The sequence below is a fragment of the Domibacillus enclensis genome, from assembly GCF_900156125.1.
GTDB classification, from domain to species: Bacteria; Bacillota; Bacilli; order Bacillales; family Domibacillaceae; genus Domibacillus; species Domibacillus enclensis.
This window is the reverse complement of record NZ_FTLX01000007.1, coordinates 68,651-84,517: the sequence shown is the minus strand read 5'-3', so window position 1 is coordinate 84,517 and position 15,867 is coordinate 68,651. Positions and strand designations below refer to the sequence as shown.

Sequence of the window (15,867 nt, the reverse complement as noted above, 5' to 3'; positions counted from 1 at the left end):
GTTTAACCGCTTTTGTTTTTCTTTAAACAAGTCAACAGGCAGCAAACTGTAGAATGAAGGTAAACTAGTCATAAATACTTATTTATTTTTTAAGGAAGAGTTTAGACGTTTCATAGAAAGGGGACTAAGGGTATAGATGACGTTTTTTGCAGTCAATTCAACAAAAGGGGTATGAGCACATGGCGGAGAGCTGTATAGAATGCCGGATTCCGGTTCGTTTTTATGAACCGGGGCGGTTATTTATTTCAAATGAAGAAAACTGGTCTTTTTTCGATTTTCAAACGATCAAGGAAGCGGAAGAAAAACTTGAGCTTATGCAAGCAAAGGGGTTAATGGGAGGGATCGGAAGACCAGAGGATCAGGCACCGGTCAGAACAGCTCCGCTCCGCGATGTAGTGGAATGGTTTTCGCATCAAGAAGTCATCCGTGTTATTGAAAAAGGGCAGTTTGTCAGCTTTTTGCAGCCGATTGTTGAAACGGCGTCTGGAAGCGTATACGGCTATGAATCCCTTTTGAGAACAAATGAAGAAGCCGCTATTCCACCGGGCCGGCTGTTTGATACCGCTCAAAAATTGGGCATGCATTCTTACCTGGACAAGCAGGCGAGGGAAAGTGCGATTGTGGCGCGCAAGGAACACATTCAGGATGGTCAGAAAAGCTTTATTAACTTTTTGCCTTCGACGATCTACAATCCGGAATTTTGTTTGCGGCACACCTTCAATATTATTGAGAAATATAATGTGAACCCGGATGATCTTGTGTTTGAAGTGGTGGAAACAGAAAAAATAGAAGATGTGGATCATTTGAAAAAAGTGCTGAATGTTTATAAAAGAGAAGGCATTAAAGTAGCGCTTGATGATGTGGGGGCGGGCTTTTCCACGATTGAAATGCTGGAGCAGCTAAAGCCGGACTACATCAAAATTGACCGCTCATATGTCTCCTATTGTGATCAGGATGAAGAAAAGCAGGCGTTTATTAACAGAGCTCTGCATACAGCGTCGAATTTGGGCATTAAAACACTGGCAGAGGGCATTGAGCGAAAAGAAGAATACGATTATTGCCGTGAAGCGGGAATTCCGCTTGCGCAGGGCTACTTTTTTGGAAAGCCTTCCGCCAAGCCGGCAGCCGCGATTCAAGTTATTTAACCAGAACAAAAAAGCACCCGATCTTAACGAACGGATGCTTTTTTTGCGTGAAGAAGGATGACGAGCAGACCTGCCCCGCAAAGAAGCAGTCCTGTGAGCAGCAGTCCTTGAGACGGTTCGAGAGCGAGTCCTCCCGTAACGGTAGATCCTGCCACAACACCAAGTGAAAAAAAGGCATAAAAATAGCCGTACGCCCGGCCCCGGACATCCGGTGAAACCGTGTTGATGAGCAAGGAATTAATCGAAGGAAATAAAAAGGCGAAGCCGACGCCGTACAATCCCATTACGCTATAAAGAAAGATGTCTGCTTCTGCCTGACTGATCAGCAACAGGCTGACCCCCATTGTCGAAATGCCAAATGAAAACGTTACGTCAGGTGACAGCCTGTCAAACAAGCGGTTTAATGGCGATAGAAACACGAGTATGGCGACGACACCAAAGGTGCTTAAAAGAAGACCGCTTGTTTGCGCATCGAACCCGAGCCGTGTCACTTTTAAAGGGAGCATATAAGCGAGCACACCCTGTGAAAACATGAGCAGAAAAGCGCCGGTAAAGGCCTTGAGCACACCCGTGTTTCGGAAAAGCTCACGTAAAGGCGGGGGCAGTGATCGATTGTGAGCAGCGGGAGCTGGCTGCTTTTTTAATAAAAGAAAAGCGAGTGTGCCGAGTAAAAGCATCGCTGCTGCGGTTACTCCGAGAACAGCTGCCTCGCTCGTCCGGCTTGACATAATGCCGCTAAAGGCCGGTCCGACAATCGCTGCCATGCCGACAAACGCCCCTGAAATCGCAGCGCCTTTTCCTTTTTGCTCGTTCGCTGTATGGTTGGCTAAATACGTAAAGGCAGCAGGCGTAATGAGGCCGGCGAGCAAGCCGTGAACAAACCGGACGAGCAGCAAGGACCATGCATCTGAGACGGCTTGATAAAGAAGAAGAGCCGCGCCGGTAGTGAAAAGACCTGTCAGCAGAACAAGAAAGGGGCCTTTTCGGTCTGTCCAAAATCCGGACAGAACATTGCCGATGGTGTTTGAAAAAGAATACATTCCAACAACAAGGCCGGTTAAGAAAGGTGTTGCCCCGAGCGATTCCGCAAAGGGACTCATAATCGGCAGCTGCGTGAATAAATCAAAAAAAGAAAAAAAGACGATAAGATAAACAAACGCCCGCATAATGGCCGCCTCCGTTCAATGAATACAATTACTATAGCATGCGGCAAGCGGGAAAAGAAAAACTTACATCTCGAAGCGGATCATTCTTGCCTGAGGGGTCTTTTCAATGAGACAATAGAGAGAAAGTTAGCGGTTTAAGGACGTGTCATAATTGAAGCCAAAAATAAAAGATGTAGCAAAATTAGCAGGGGTGTCGCCCACAACGGTATCCCGTGTATTAAATAATCGGGGATACTTAAGCGTGGATGTGCGTGAAAAAGTAGCGAAAGCGATGAAGGAGCTGAATTACATCCCGAATGATTTAGCCAGATCGCTCTACACACAGCGGACCAACTTGATCGGGTTTATTTTTCCAACAACAGCTAATCCTTTTTACGGAGAGCTGATATTCCATATGGAAAATGCCAGCTTTGAGCGTGGGTACAGAGTGCTGCTGTGCAACAGCTCCAGCCAGCCGGAAAAGGAAGAGCAGTATGTGGAAATGCTGCTGCGCAACCAGGTTGACGGCATTATCAGCGGTGCACATAACCTCGGGATCAAAGCCTATCAGCATTCTCTTCCTATCGTGGCGATTGATCGGTATTTGTCGGAGACGATTCCGGTTGTCTCAAGTGATAATTATCAGGGCGGCCGGCTGGCCAGTGAGTTGCTTATTGAGAAAAAATGTAAGCGAATTCTTCATATTAACGGTACGCGCGAGATGGCCAGCCCTGCCAATAAGCGCCGGGATGCTTATGAAGACGTGATGAAAGAACATAAAATGGAAGCGTTGACGTATGAAATCCCTGTGATGGGCAACGCTGAAGAAATTATCAGCCGTTTGCTTGATGAACAGCCGGACGTTGACGGTATTTTTGCCAGTGATGATAAAATAGCTGCCCGGGTGATAGCGGAAGCAAGAAAAAGAGGCATAAAGGTTCCGGAGAATTTAAAAGTGGTTGGCTATGATGGCACCAGCTTTGTAAGAGATATTTTCCCTGACTTAACGACCATTCAACAGCCCATTTCGGATATTGCCGAAAAAGCGGTCGAGCTGCTGGTAGAAGAAATTGAAGGAATATTTGATCCAGGCAGCCAGAAAGAATTTGTGTTTCCTGTTCAATTGCTTGAAGGGACTAGTACGTAATAAACAGTAAAATGAACATACCGCTGATATTCGTCTGCTATCGCTGATATCTTCAACATATTGGCGATCCACTGTTTATATCAGCGGTAAATAATAGATACCGGCGATACTTTCGTGCGATTCACCTTAAATTTACTTGGTGACAGTTTTAAAAATTTTTTTATGTCACCCGGTTGACATATGAAACCGGATGACATAAAATAAAGTCAATAAATGAAAGCGTTTTATTCAAAAGGGAAAGGAATTGGACAATGACAAATATAAGCGTGAAAGAACCTTTTTACACAGAAACATTTAGACCGCAGTTTCATTACTCGCCGGAAACGAACTGGCTGAACGATCCGAATGGCATGGTGTATTACAACGGCGAGTACCATTTGTTTTACCAGCATCATCCGGATGGAACCACGTGGGGACCTATGCACTGGGGGCATGCGGTGTCAGTTGATTTGATTCACTGGGAGCACTTGCCGGTTGCACTAAAGCCGGATGAAATCGGCACCATCTTTTCGGGCAGTGCAGTCGTGGACTGGAATGATACAACCGGCTTTTTTGGTGGGCAAAGCGGACTGGTCGCCATCTTCACACATGACGGAACGAAGCCGGACTCCGGTGAAAAATTTCAGGCCCAGAGCCTGGCATACAGCACAGACAACGGCAGAACATGGAATAGGTACGAGGGAAATCCGGTTCTGCTGGACGAAAATCAAGCTGATTTCAGAGATCCGAAGGTGTTTTGGCACGAGGAATCAAATCGCTGGGTGATGGTTTTGGCGACGGGCCAAACGATTAGCTTTTATACATCTCCTGACTTGAAAAGCTGGGTGCTTGCCAGTGTATTTGGTGAAAATCAAGGCTTTCATGACGGCGTATGGGAATGTCCGGACTTATTTCAGCTTCCGGTGAACGGAAACGAGGCGTTGAAAAAGTGGGTGCTGCTCGTTAGTGTTGGAGATAATCCCGACTTCCTGGAAGGGTCAAGAACACAATATTTTATCGGTGATTTTGATGGCCAAACATTTAAAAATGACTATTCACATGACACGACGCTCTGGCTTGATCACGGACGGGACAATTACGCGGGTGTCAGCTGGTCTGATCTTCCTGAGTCCGACAGCAGACGAATTTATATCGGCTGGATGAGCAACTGGAAATACGCTAATTTGACGCCGTCCAAATCGTGGCGCGGAGCCATGACGCTACCAAGAGAGCTGTCGCTTGCGATGACGGAACAGGGCATTCGTTTACGTCAGCTTCCTGTAAAGGAATCAGCTGCTCTCCGTACAGAAACGATTGAGTTAAAAAGAAATGAGTTCATGGCTGGGAATCAGATTGTGTACACGCCTGAAACAAATGCGTATGAGCTTGAAGCTGAATTTGACATAAAGGAGCCAGGCGTATTCGGTTTTGCGCTTTGCAGCGGTTCTCTTGAAAAAACGGTCGTCGGCTATGATGCAAACGCACAGAAGCTGTTTATAGACCGGTCCCAGTCAGGAAAAAGCGACTTTCACCGCGATTTTGCTGTAAAGCATGAAGCGGAATTGAAGCCGAAGGACGGCAAGGTCAAGCTGAAGGTATATGTAGACTGGTCATCCGTTGAAGTGTTCGCTAACGATGGAGAATTGACGATGACCGATTTGATTTTTCCAGACAGCAGCAGCCGCGGGGTTGAATGGTTTGCCGAAGAAGGATCAGTGCAGCTGCTTTCATTAAATGTTCACCTGTTAAAAAATATTTGGGCGTAAAGGTATGAGTGATATGAAACCGGTTGACAGAAAAAATAGTGTTAAGGAGGGATGGTAGTGGAAGGGACATCCGTTATTGAAAAAACAACAAAAAAAGAGCGAAATAAAGTGCTGCAATACGTCATGCAAAACTATCTGCTTTACTTGTTTTTGCTTCCAGCGGTCCTGTTGACGTTTGTGTTCAAATATGTGCCGATGTATGGAGCTGTCATTGCCTTTAAGGATTACAGCCCGATGAAAGGGATCTGGGGAAGTGACTGGGTGGGACTTCAACACTTTCAAAGCTTCCTTACTTCGCCAAATTTTCTTGATATTTTCATGAATACATTGAAGCTGAGCTTTTATGGGCTTGTACTTGGTTTTCCGATTCCGATTTTGCTGGCGCTTATGCTTAACCAGGTACGCCGCCAGCGCGTAAAGAAAAATCTTCAGCTCATTTTATATGCGCCGAACTTCATTTCAGTCGTTGTTATTACAGGGATGCTGTTTATCTTTTTGTCACCGAACGGCATGGTGAATACGATGATTACGCTTATTATGGATAAGCCGGTTGCTTTTATGACAGAGCCTGAATATTTCCGGTCTGTGTACATTTTGTCCGGCATCTGGCAGGCAGCAGGCTGGTCTTCCATCATTTACGTGGCCGCTTTGGCCAATGTGGACCCGCAGCTTCATGACGCGGCAACGATTGACGGAGCATCCCTGCTGCAGCGAATCTGGCACATTGATCTTCCGACGTTAAAGCCGGTGATGGCCGTTTTGTTTATTCTGGCAGCAGGCGGCATTATGGCGATCGGCTTCGAGAAAGCGTATTTGATGCAGACAGACATGAATATTCCGTCTTCTGAGATTCTTCCGACTTACGTGTACAAGGTTGGTCTTCAAGCGGGCGACTATGCTTATTCAACGGCCATTGGCTTGTTTAACTCCGTTATTAACTTGTTTTTGCTTATCTTTGTAAACTTTGTTGTGAAAAGGCTGAATGAAGGCGAAGGTCTTTATTAAAGGAGGGTTCCAGATGCAATTTCAACATACCAGGTCTGACCGGGCGCTGCTCGTGGCGAACAAGCTCATGCTTGTGCTGTTTACACTTATTATTTTAATCCCGCTTTTCTATATTCTGCTTGCTTCCTTTTTAGACCCGAACGTGCTGCTCAGGAAAGGGCTCAACTTAAGCACTTCGGATTGGACGCTGGAAGGGTATAGACGGATCTTTCAAAATGATGCGATTGTCCGGGGCTTTTTCAACGCATTTCTTTACTCAGGGGTGTTTGCGCTAGTAACGGTTGTGACGTCCATTTTGGCCGCTTATCCGCTGGCGATTGACGGATTTAAAGGGAAGAAATTTTTCATGGTGTTTTTCCTCATTACAATGTTTTTCAATGGCGGATTAATTCCAACTTACCTCGTCATCCGTGATCTTGGCATGCTGAATACCATTTGGGCGATTGTTCTTCCGGGCGCTGTCAGTGTGTTCAACATCATTTTGGCGAGAACGTACTTTAAAGCCATCCCAAAGGAATTGTTTGAAGCCGCCCGGATTGACGGCGCATCAGACCTGCATATTTTCTTTAAAATCGTTGTGCCGCTGGCGAAGCCGATCATTCTCGTTCTTGCATTGTATGCCTTTGTCGCTCAGTGGAATTCATACTTTGACGCGATGATTTATTTGGAAGATCCGGCGATGCATCCGCTTCAGCTCGTTCTGCGGTCCATCTTGATTCAAAACGAAGTACAGCCAGGCATGATTAGCGACCAGCTGGCCATGGCCGAGCTGAAAAAAGTATCAGAGATGATTAAATATTCGTCCATTATTATTTCGAGTTTGCCGCTTCTCATTATGTATCCGTTTTTCCAGAAGTATTTCGAAAAAGGGGCCATGGTGGGATCGATTAAATAAAAAAAGTGAGGGATTGGGATGAAAAAAGTATACAAAGTAATGTCAACGTTATCGATTGCAGCGGTTTTACTGTCGGCTTGCGGCAGCGGGGGAAGCAGCAGTTCAACAGAAGCGCTGGAGCTTGAAAATATTGAATTTCCGCTGAAGGAAACGGTGACCTTAAAGTTCATGACCCAAAGCTCGCCTCTCGCGCCGGAGGATCCAAACGAAAAGCTGATCTACCAGCGTCTTGAAGAGCAGTCCGGTGTTCATATTGACTGGAAAAACTATACGAACGATTCCTTTATTGAAAAGCGGAATTTAGCGATGGCAAGCGGCGATTTGCCGGATGCGGTGCTGGATGCGGCATACAGCGATTATGAGCTGCTGCAGCTGGCGGAGGATGAAGCCATTATTCCGCTTGAAGATGTCATTGAGGAACATATGCCGAATTTCAAAAAAGTGCTGGAGCAGGCGCCGGAGTACAAGTCAATGATTACGGCACCTGACGGTCATATTTATTCGTTCCCTTGGATTGAAGAGCTCGGATCAGGCAAGGAAAGTATTCATTCTGTTGATACCTTTCCGTGGATTAACCAGGAGTGGCTGAATAACCTTGGCCTTGATATGCCGAAAACAACCGAGGAATTAAAAGAAGTGCTGATCGCGTTTAAAACGCAGGACCCGAATGGAAACGGAGAAGCAGATGAAATTCCAATGTCATTCATTATTAATAAAGGCGGAGAAGATTTAGCTTTTTTATTCGGATCATTCGGGCTCGGGGATAACTGGGATCATACAGTCGTCACGAACGAGGGAGACGTGACTTTTACAGCGAATCAGGACGGGTATAAAGAAGCGATGACATTCTTTCATGACCTGTACAAGGAAGGCCTGATTGATGAAGAAGCGTTTGAGCAGGACTTCAACACGTATTTAGCTAAAGGAAAAGAAGACCGCTTCGGGCTTTACTTTACATGGGACAAAGCCAATATTACCGGTATGAATGAAAAGTATCAGTTAATGAATCCACTTGCAGGACCGAGTGGCGAAACGAATGTCGCCCGTACAAACGGGATGGGGCTTGACCGTGGCCGGATGGTCATTACGAGTGCCAACCAAAATGTTGAATTAACAGCCAAATGGATCGATCAATTGTACGATCCGGTTCAGTCCGTTCAAAACAACTGGGGCACGTACGGAGACGACACACAGCAAAACATTTTTGAATACGATGAAGAAGCGAATATGCTGAAGCACCTGCCGCTTGAAGGAGCAGCACCGGTTGAGTTAAGACAAAAAACAAATATCGGCGGTCCGCTTGCGATTCTGGACGAATACTACGGCACATACACAACGAAGCCGGATGACGCGGCATGGAGACTTGAGCTGATGAAGGACGTAATGGTGCCGCATATGAAGGCCGACCAGATTTATCCGAAAGTGTTCTTTTCACTAGAAGAGCTTGAAAAGCTGTCTAAGATTGAAACAGACTTGTTTGCCTATGTTCACCGCAAGCGTGCCGAATGGATTAAAACAGGCGCAGTGGAAGCTGAATGGTCCGAGTATTTAGCAGAGCTGGATCGCCTTGGCTTGCAGACGTGGCTTCAAATTAAACAGGATGGGTACGACCGAAACGCGGAAAGCGCTGAATAAAAAGAATAACAACGGGCGGCGCGATGGGGAAAGAAATCGCGCCGTTTTTACATGTCGCGCCACGCTCATATAAAGAAAAGAAGGGAGTGGGCTGTAGTGAAGCCAAAATTAAAAGACGTGGCAAAACGGGCGGGTGTTTCGCCGGCAACCGTATCACGTGTGCTGAACAACAGGGGATATTTAAGTGAAAAAACGCGCTTAAAGGTGGACCAGGCGATGGCTGATCTGAATTATATTCCAAATGACCTCGCCCGGTCTCTTTTTAAACAAAGAACAAAGCTAATCGGCTTCGTTTTTCCGTCTACAGCGAATCCGTTTTACGGCGAATTAATTGCCCATATGGAAAACATTTGCTTCGATTTGGGCTATAAAGTTCTTCTTTGCAACAGCTCCAATCAGCCGGAAAAAGAAGAATTATACGTGTCGATGCTGCTTCGCAATCAAGTCGACGGCATCATTAACGGAGCGCATAATCAAGGAATAAAGGAGTACCAGCAGGCACAATTGCCGGTTGTCGGCATAGACCGGTACTTGTCTGACAGCATTCCAGTTGTATCAAGCGACAATTACCAGGGAGGGCGGCTTGCGACGGAGCTGCTCGTTCAGAAAGGGTGCCGCTCGATCATTCATATTAATGGACCAAAGGAATTGGAGACGCCGGCCAATAAACGGCGTGAAGCCTATGAAGATGTGATGAAACGAGAAGGACGCGCATATAAAACGTATGAAATTCCGGTGATGGCGCCAAAGCAGAAGGTAGCTTCTTTAATTAAGCTGCTTTTTGATGAAAACCCTGAAATAGACGGCGTTTTTGCGAGTGACGACCATTTAGCGGCTTTAGTCTTGTCAGAAGCAAAGCGGCGGCAAATAGACGTTCCCGGCCAAATAAAGATCATCGGCTACGACGGTACGGAGACAATGCGTACGATACTGCCAGAGTTAACAACGATTCAGCAGCCCATCGCTGAAATTGCTGAAAAAGCGGTTCATACGCTTATTCAGGAAATCGAAGACCGTTACGACTTAATTGATCAAAGAGAATTTGTTTTTTCCGTAAAAGTAATTGAAGGAGAGACAACGTAATAGTTGAGGTAAAGAACACGGGCAGCATCACTTCAATAAATAGTTTGAAAATAAAGAGATTAAAAATTTCATGGGATCAAGCATATCTTTTCGGAAAGTGGGTAATTATTACTATATACCTAGAAAAGAGAATAAAGGAAGTGATCATCATGGGATTGACAGCAGAGAGATGTATTTTCAAACAAGAACTACAGTTGTTATACAAGGATTACATGCGCTGTAATGATGGCGCTATAAAAAAACAAATTGCAAAAGACATCAAGCTGCTCAAAAAAGCAATTGCGCTGATTTTATAGATAACCGCATTGAATCCGGCAGATATACGCTGGATTCTTTTTATTCATATTAATTGAAAGAATATTGTGAAAACATCACAATCGTGATACAGTAAAATTCATACATATGATTGGGGGAAGCACTATGCCATTACTTCGTTTTGATGTGATTGAAGGAAGAACAGAGGACGAGCTGAAAAAGCTGCTGGACGCCGCTCATCGGGGAATGCTGAGAGCGTTCGAAGTACCAGAGCGCGACCGTTACCAGATCGTTCACCAGCACCCTGCCCATGAAATGATTATTGAAGATACCGGACTCGGCTTCGAACGGTCAAAGGACGTTGTACTGATCAGCATTACAAGCAAGCAGCGAACGGAGAAACAAAAGCAGAATCTTTATCAATATGTTGTGGAAGAGCTTCAGGAGCATTGCGGAATTGATCCGAAAGATGTGATGATTTCCTTTGTGATTAATGGAGATGCGGACTGGAGCTTCGGCTTTGGCAAGGCGCAGTTTTTAACAGATGATTTATAAAAGAAAAGATGCTTCGGCTTCGGCTGAAGTGTCTTTTCTTTTATTTTTAAAAATTTTCAAAAAGTGGTTGACGAAGCGGTGAACACCATTTATTATAATTCATATAGAATTAATCGGATATAAATCCGGTAAAAATAATCGACAGCGTGCTGATCGGACGGCCGAAAGCACACGCTTCTCTTTTAAAAAGAGGCGTGTGCTTTTTTTGTTGGGTATGAAAGGAATGATTCGCATGAAAAGCGACTGTGACATGGCAAGGTGGACAATTTTATAATAGCTGATCGGATCACCGAAGGCTTCCTGTTCTTTACTGACAGGGAGCCATTTTCTTTTAAGGAGGGCTAGAAGGATGACAGTTTCACTTCATGTAGATGAAAAAGCCTTTGGGCGAAACGTCGTGCTCGATAATATTCAACTGAATATTCAAAATGGAGAGTTTTTGACCATCATCGGTCCAAGCGGATGCGGAAAAAGCACCTTGCTGAAAATTGCAGCGGGACTTGATACGGAATATGAGGGAAAGGTGCAAATCAATAAACGTCCAGTGACGAAGCCTGGCATTAGCCAGGGGTTTATCTTTCAGGAACACCGGCTGTTCCCCTGGCTGACTGTGGAACAAAACATTGCAGCCGATTTGAATCTGCGAGACCCGGATGTGAAACGAAAGGTGCAGGAGCTGATTGATATTGTCCGGCTGACGAGCAACGAGAAGGCGTATCCATCAGAGCTTTCAGGGGGCATGTCCCAGCGGGTAGCGATTGCGCGGGCTCTGCTTCGTGATCCTGAAGTGCTTTTGCTCGATGAACCATTTGGCGCACTTGATGCTTTTACCAGAAAGCATTTGCAAGACGTACTGGTCGACATCTGGCAAAAAAAGAAGATCACGATGATTTTGGTCACGCACGATATAGATGAATCGATTTATTTAGGAACCCAGCTGGCGATCTTGCGTGCAAATCCGGGCCGCCTGCAAAAGTGGCTGCCGATTGAGCTGTCGTTTCCAAGAAGCCGAACAGATACGTCGTTTCAATATTTGCGTCAGAAGGTATTAGAGGAATTTGAAAAAACCGAGCACTCTGTTTACGCGGAAGGCGCAGGAATTTAGGAGGAAGACAAATGAAAAAATGGCTATTTACATTCGCAGCAGTATTGCTTTTAGCGGCATGCTCCGGGCAAACGTCTGGGAAAGAAAAGGAATTGAAGGAAATCAATATTGGCATTCAGCAAAGCTTAAGCCCGCTTTGGATTGCCAAGGAAAAGGGCTGGTTTGAAGAAGCGTTTCAGGAGCAGGGAGTTGAAGTGAAGTGGACTGAGTTTCAAAGCGGCCCGCCTCAATTTGAAGGGCTGGCAGCAGGCAAGCTGGATTTCTCGCAGGTCGGCAATTCACCCGTGATCGGTGGCCAGGCGGCAGATGTGCCCTTTAAAGAAATTGCCCTTTCTCAGGACGGCTTAAAAGCCAATGCCATCCTAGTGAAAGAAAACAGTGACATTCAATCGGCTCAAGATTTAAAAGGCAAAAAGGTAGCGGTGGCGAAGGGCAGCAGCGGCTTTGACTTTCTTCATAAAGCATTAAAGGAAGCAGGTGTGCCACCAGAGGAAGTGGAAATTATTCAGCTTCAGCCGGATGAAGCAATGCCGGCGTTTGAAAACGGATCGGTGGATGCCTGGTCGATTTGGGAGCCGTTTATTTCCCTTCAAACAATCGGAAATGACGCCCGCATTTTAGCGAACGGCGAAACAATTGAATCCTATTCTCCTGGATTTACGTTAGCACGAAGCGGTTTTGCAGATGAGCATCCGGAAGAGGTGGAGCTTTTCTTAGAGGTGTACAACAAAACCGTTGAATGGCAAAAAGCCAACAAGGAAGAAGCAATCTCTATTTATGCCAACATTAAAGAGCTGGACAAAACCGTAGTGGAAAGCGTCTTGAACAATACTGAAGCATTGAATGAACCGATTACAGAAGAAATCATCCAAGCGCAGCAGGAAACCGCTGACTTCCAGTACGAGCTTGGGGTTATCGATAAGGAAATTGACGTATCGGAGGTTGTTGACAATCAATTTATTGAACGTGTGAAGGAGGGAGCGGAATGAAGACAGCAGCTTACGCGGAGTTAAACAGACGTGAAAAAGCAACGAAAGCCAAAAAAGACGGGACCAGTCCAGTCTGGCTGAAAGGATTCGCCGTGCCTGTTATTCTCTTAGCCATATGGCAGTATGCCGGAGGTTCAGGGCTGATCTCTCCGACGGTTCTTCCAACACCGCTTTCGATTGGGGCTGCTTTTTACGAGCTGGCCGGATCAGGGGAGCTTGCTGCCAATATGCAAATCAGCATTGCGCGTGCCGCAGGAGGCTTTTTGCTTGGCGGCGGCCTTGGGCTGCTTTTTGGTATTTTGGTTGGGTTTTCTAAAAAAACGGAGGCCTATTTGGACCCATCACTGCAAATGCTTCGGACCGTTCCGCATTTGGCCGTGACCCCGCTGTTTATTCTCTGGTTCGGGTTTGATGAATTATCCAAGGTTTTATTGATTGCTTTAGGCGCGTTCTTTCCTATTTATATCAATACATTCCTCGGTATCCGTGGTGTGGATGCGAAGCTGTTTGATGTAGCGCGTGTTCTGGAATTCAACTGGCGCCATCAAATTACCCGGCTTATTTTGCCGGCCGCATTGCCGAATATTTTATTGGGCGTCCGCTTGTCACTTGGGATCGCCTGGCTCGGGCTGGTGGTGGCGGAGCTGATGGGATCAAGTGCCGGTGTCGGGTACATGATTATGGACGCCCGGCAGTTTTCACAGACAGAGAAGGTATTTGTCGGAATCATTATTTTTGCGGTCGTCGGGAAACTCACCGACTCATTTGTAAGGCTGCTTGAACGCAGACTCCTGAAGTGGCGGAGCAGTTTTCAAGGAACAAATTAACTCACAGAGGAGCGAGATAAATGGAGATTTTATGGTTTATTCCTACACATGGTGACGGCCGTTATTTAGGAACGGATATTGGCGGAAGAGAAGCAGATCATACGTATTTCAAACAGGTGGCACAGGCAGCTGACCGGCTTGGCTATACAGGCGTCCTGCTTCCGACAGGCAAATCGTGCGAAGATCCATGGCTGACAGCAGCAGCTTTGGCGGCAGAGACAACGCGACTCAAGTTCTTAGTGGCGCTGCGGCCCGGTTTAATGCAGCCATCTGTGGCGGCACGCATGACATCTACTCTTGACCGGATTTCAAACGGACGTGTCTTCATTAATGTTGTGGCTGGAGGGGACCCGGTTGAACTGGCGGGAGACGGTCTTTTCCTGAAGCATGACGAACGTTATGAAGCAACGGATGAATTTTTAACGGTATGGCGCGGTCTTCTATCAGGAGAAACGGTCGATTACGAAGGAAAGCATGTGAAGTCACAGGGAGGAGAATTGTTATTTCCACCTGTTCAGCAGCCGACACCGCCTGTTTATTTCGGCGGCTCCTCGCCAGCAGGTCAGCAGGTGGCAGCCAAGCATTCGGATGTGTACCTGACATGGGGCGAGCCGCCGGCACAAGTAAAAGATAAGATTGAAAGCGTCCGCCGCCAGGCTGAACTGGAAGGCCGCATCGTCCAGTTCGGCATTCGTCTGCACGTCATCGTCCGGGAAACGAATGCTGAAGCATGGGCAGCTGCGGAACGGCTCATTTCTCATTTAGACGATGATGTCATTGAAAAAGCCCAGCAGACCCTCAGCCGCTACGACTCATCCGGCCAGAACCGGATGGCGGCTCTTCACAGACAGGGCAAGGATGCGGATTTGGAAATCAGCCCGAACCTGTGGGCCGGAATTGGTCTTGTGCGCGGCGGTGCCGGAACAGCGCTTGTTGGTGATCCCGAAACAGTCGCAGCACGCATTCGGGAATATCAGGACATCGGCATCGAAAGCTTTATTTTTTCTGGCTATCCACATTTAGAAGAATCCTACCGGTTTGCGGAGCTTGTCTTCCCACTTCTTTCTTTCGGTCAAGGTGAAGACCTGGGCCGATCAAGAGGAAATGTCGGCGAAACGATTGGCAACAGCATTTTAGCCGGGAAAATAAAAAATCAACCAGTTTGAAGAAAGGATGATTCGTCATGACAAAAGCCGTCGTCATTTATGGAGGAAACAGCAAGCAATCCCGTTTAAAAGGCATTTTTGACCGGGCAGAAGCGTATTTTCAACAGGAAGGCATTCATACTGAGGCTATTTTTGTTCATGATTTGCCTGCAGACGATTTGATTTTGGCCCGTTTCAACAGCGAACCGGTTTTAAAAGCAAACGAAAAGGTAGAAGCTGCAGATATTGTCGTTGTGTTAACACCGGTATATAAAGCGGCGTACACCGGTATTTTGAAAACGTACCTGGACCTGCTGCCGCAAAAAGGGCTTGTTGGCAAAACAGTGCTGCCGCTTGTTCTGGGTGGTTCATTTGGGCATCTGCTTGCGATTGATTATGCGCTGAAGCCTGTTTTATCGGCGCTGGGAGCGACTAATATTTTAAGTGGGGCCTACGTTCTTGACACACAGGTTGAAAAAAAGGAAGACGGGCACTATGAGCTGACCCCTGAGATTAGCCAGCGCCTGGATCAAGTGCTGGCGTTAACACAGGAAGAGGCGGGGAGATATTTAGCCTTAAGGTAGTATGCCCTTTTGATAATGAAGAACATGTGCTAATGGAAGAGTCACTGCAACCGAACTGATGCGATGTTTTGCATTTGTTCGGTTTTTTCATCTGGCCGCCCCTTGTTATCAATCGTCTGATTGGGCAGCTTTCATCCGGGCATGACTGTTTAAAGGAAATAATTATATTTTTTTGAAAAATGGGTAGACACTCATTCGTTCATACGCTATAATCCAATTATTCAAATAAAACAAACCGAAATACTATGAATTAAAATTACATACAAAAAGACGCCGATCAGACAACTGAAGGCTCCTTGTAATCTGACCCGATTTAGCTGGTATGTAGATGAAAAGGAGCCTTTTTTGTTCAATAGTCGACTGAATTAGTCAAGATCAAGTAAAGAAAGTGGAGGGATAAAGCATGTCGGAAAAGAAAATTGATGAGCAGTGGATCGAACGAATCGTCCAGTCACTACAGGGAATTGAGTATGGTTCAGTGGAAATCGTCATACATGATTCTCAAATTACTCAGATTGACCGACTGGAAAAGCAACGGTTTCCATTAAAAAAAAACCAGGTATTTCAAGCAGCGAAGCAAGCGAAAGCACAATAAAAGCCGATCAGA

The 15,867-nt window shown here is 46.1% G+C and carries 16 protein-coding genes; 15 read left to right on the top strand and 1 reads right to left on the bottom strand.

From position 1 onward, the window contains the following. Positions 1 to 179 precede the first annotated feature (179 nt). On the top strand, positions 180 to 1,145 hold the full coding sequence (locus BW952_RS14360; protein ID WP_045850211.1) for an EAL domain-containing protein: 966 nt from the start codon (positions 180 to 182) through the stop codon (positions 1,143 to 1,145). Between the two features lie 23 nt (positions 1,146 to 1,168). Here the strand turns inward: BW952_RS14360 and BW952_RS14355 are convergent, their stop codons facing one another. Then, positions 1,169 to 2,311 carry an MFS transporter gene (locus BW952_RS14355; protein ID WP_045850212.1) on the bottom strand — a complete coding sequence of 381 codons (1,143 nt, stop codon included), beginning with the start codon at positions 2,309 to 2,311 and terminating at the stop codon, positions 1,169 to 1,171. A 151-nt stretch (positions 2,312 to 2,462) separates the two neighbouring features. On the opposite strand from BW952_RS14355, the gene BW952_RS14350 reads away from it, so the two are divergent. From BW952_RS14350 to BW952_RS14290, 14 genes are all read left to right on the top strand, one after another. Continuing rightward, positions 2,463 to 3,437 carry a LacI family DNA-binding transcriptional regulator gene (locus BW952_RS14350; RefSeq protein WP_045850213.1) on the top strand — a complete coding sequence of 325 codons (975 nt, stop codon included), beginning with the start codon at positions 2,463 to 2,465 and terminating at the stop codon, positions 3,435 to 3,437. Between the two features lie 251 nt (positions 3,438 to 3,688). Further along, positions 3,689 to 5,182: a glycoside hydrolase family 32 protein gene (locus BW952_RS14345; RefSeq protein ID WP_045850214.1), complete on the top strand. Its 1,494-nt coding sequence runs from the start codon at positions 3,689 to 3,691 to the stop codon at positions 5,180 to 5,182. A 51-nt stretch (positions 5,183 to 5,233) separates the two neighbouring features. Beyond that, positions 5,234 to 6,187 carry an ABC transporter permease gene (locus tag BW952_RS14340; protein WP_082084571.1) on the top strand — a complete coding sequence of 318 codons (954 nt, stop codon included), beginning with the start codon at positions 5,234 to 5,236 and terminating at the stop codon, positions 6,185 to 6,187. A gap of 13 nt (positions 6,188 to 6,200) precedes the next feature. After that, positions 6,201 to 7,082: a carbohydrate ABC transporter permease gene (locus tag BW952_RS14335; RefSeq protein WP_045850216.1), complete on the top strand. Its 882-nt coding sequence runs from the start codon at positions 6,201 to 6,203 to the stop codon at positions 7,080 to 7,082. Between the two features lie 18 nt (positions 7,083 to 7,100). Beyond that, a complete protein-coding gene (locus tag BW952_RS14330; RefSeq protein ID WP_045850217.1) occupies positions 7,101 to 8,717 on the top strand; it encodes an ABC transporter substrate-binding protein in 1,617 nt (538 codons plus the stop codon). A gap of 96 nt (positions 8,718 to 8,813) precedes the next feature. After that, on the top strand, positions 8,814 to 9,800 hold the full coding sequence (locus BW952_RS14325; RefSeq protein ID WP_045850218.1) for a LacI family DNA-binding transcriptional regulator: 987 nt from the start codon (positions 8,814 to 8,816) through the stop codon (positions 9,798 to 9,800). Between the two features lie 149 nt (positions 9,801 to 9,949). Continuing rightward, positions 9,950 to 10,096 carry a hypothetical protein gene (locus tag BW952_RS19505; RefSeq protein WP_169714109.1) on the top strand — a complete coding sequence of 49 codons (147 nt, stop codon included), beginning with the start codon at positions 9,950 to 9,952 and terminating at the stop codon, positions 10,094 to 10,096. A 124-nt stretch (positions 10,097 to 10,220) separates the two neighbouring features. After that, entirely contained in the window at positions 10,221 to 10,610 is a 390-nt protein-coding gene (locus tag BW952_RS14320) for a tautomerase family protein (protein ID WP_045850219.1), read from the top strand. Between the two features lie 349 nt (positions 10,611 to 10,959). Then, on the top strand, positions 10,960 to 11,715 hold the full coding sequence (locus BW952_RS14315; RefSeq protein WP_045850220.1) for an ABC transporter ATP-binding protein: 756 nt from the start codon (positions 10,960 to 10,962) through the stop codon (positions 11,713 to 11,715). 11 nt (positions 11,716 to 11,726) lie between these two features. Beyond that, positions 11,727 to 12,704, top strand: coding sequence for an aliphatic sulfonate ABC transporter substrate-binding protein (locus tag BW952_RS14310; RefSeq protein WP_045850221.1), 978 nt, complete (start codon positions 11,727 to 11,729; stop codon positions 12,702 to 12,704). Next, on the top strand, positions 12,701 to 13,531 hold the full coding sequence (locus BW952_RS14305; RefSeq protein WP_045850222.1) for an ABC transporter permease: 831 nt from the start codon (positions 12,701 to 12,703) through the stop codon (positions 13,529 to 13,531). The genes BW952_RS14310 and BW952_RS14305 overlap by 4 nt, the downstream gene beginning before the upstream one ends. Before the next feature lie 20 nt (positions 13,532 to 13,551). Then, positions 13,552 to 14,697, top strand: a complete 1,146-nt coding sequence (gene ssuD / locus BW952_RS14300; protein WP_045850223.1) for an FMNH2-dependent alkanesulfonate monooxygenase — start codon at positions 13,552 to 13,554, stop codon at positions 14,695 to 14,697. Between the two features lie 17 nt (positions 14,698 to 14,714). Then, entirely contained in the window at positions 14,715 to 15,260 is a 546-nt protein-coding gene (gene ssuE / locus BW952_RS14295; protein WP_045850224.1) for an NADPH-dependent FMN reductase, read from the top strand. A gap of 403 nt (positions 15,261 to 15,663) precedes the next feature. Next, positions 15,664 to 15,855, top strand: coding sequence for a YezD family protein (locus BW952_RS14290; protein WP_045850225.1), 192 nt, complete (start codon positions 15,664 to 15,666; stop codon positions 15,853 to 15,855). Positions 15,856 to 15,867: the final 12 nt, after the last annotated feature.

Bases quoted from the DNA above. Each gene is read 5' to 3' on its own strand.
- BW952_RS14360 (WP_045850211.1), top strand. From the start codon at position 180: ATGGCGGAGAGCTGTATAGAATGCCGGATTCCGGTTCGTTTTTATGAA.
- BW952_RS14330 (WP_045850217.1), top strand. From the start codon at position 7,101: ATGAAAAAAGTATACAAAGTAATGTCAACGTTATCGATTGCAGCGGTT.
- BW952_RS14290 (WP_045850225.1), top strand. From the start codon at position 15,664: ATGTCGGAAAAGAAAATTGATGAGCAGTGGATCGAACGAATCGTCCAG.
- BW952_RS14320 (WP_045850219.1), top strand. From the start codon at position 10,221: ATGCCATTACTTCGTTTTGATGTGATTGAAGGAAGAACAGAGGACGAG.
- BW952_RS14355 (WP_045850212.1), bottom strand. From the start codon at position 2,311: ATGCGGGCGTTTGTTTATCTTATCGTCTTTTTTTCTTTTTTTGATTTA.
- BW952_RS19505 (WP_169714109.1), top strand. From the start codon at position 9,950: ATGGGATTGACAGCAGAGAGATGTATTTTCAAACAAGAACTACAGTTG.
- BW952_RS14335 (WP_045850216.1), top strand. From the start codon at position 6,201: ATGCAATTTCAACATACCAGGTCTGACCGGGCGCTGCTCGTGGCGAAC.
- BW952_RS14345 (WP_045850214.1), top strand. From the start codon at position 3,689: ATGACAAATATAAGCGTGAAAGAACCTTTTTACACAGAAACATTTAGA.
- ssuD (WP_045850223.1), top strand. From the start codon at position 13,552: ATGGAGATTTTATGGTTTATTCCTACACATGGTGACGGCCGTTATTTA.
- ssuE (WP_045850224.1), top strand. From the start codon at position 14,715: ATGACAAAAGCCGTCGTCATTTATGGAGGAAACAGCAAGCAATCCCGT.
- BW952_RS14315 (WP_045850220.1), top strand. From the start codon at position 10,960: ATGACAGTTTCACTTCATGTAGATGAAAAAGCCTTTGGGCGAAACGTC.
- BW952_RS14305 (WP_045850222.1), top strand. From the start codon at position 12,701: ATGAAGACAGCAGCTTACGCGGAGTTAAACAGACGTGAAAAAGCAACG.
- BW952_RS14340 (WP_082084571.1), top strand. From the start codon at position 5,234: ATGGTAGTGGAAGGGACATCCGTTATTGAAAAAACAACAAAAAAAGAG.
- BW952_RS14310 (WP_045850221.1), top strand. From the start codon at position 11,727: ATGAAAAAATGGCTATTTACATTCGCAGCAGTATTGCTTTTAGCGGCA.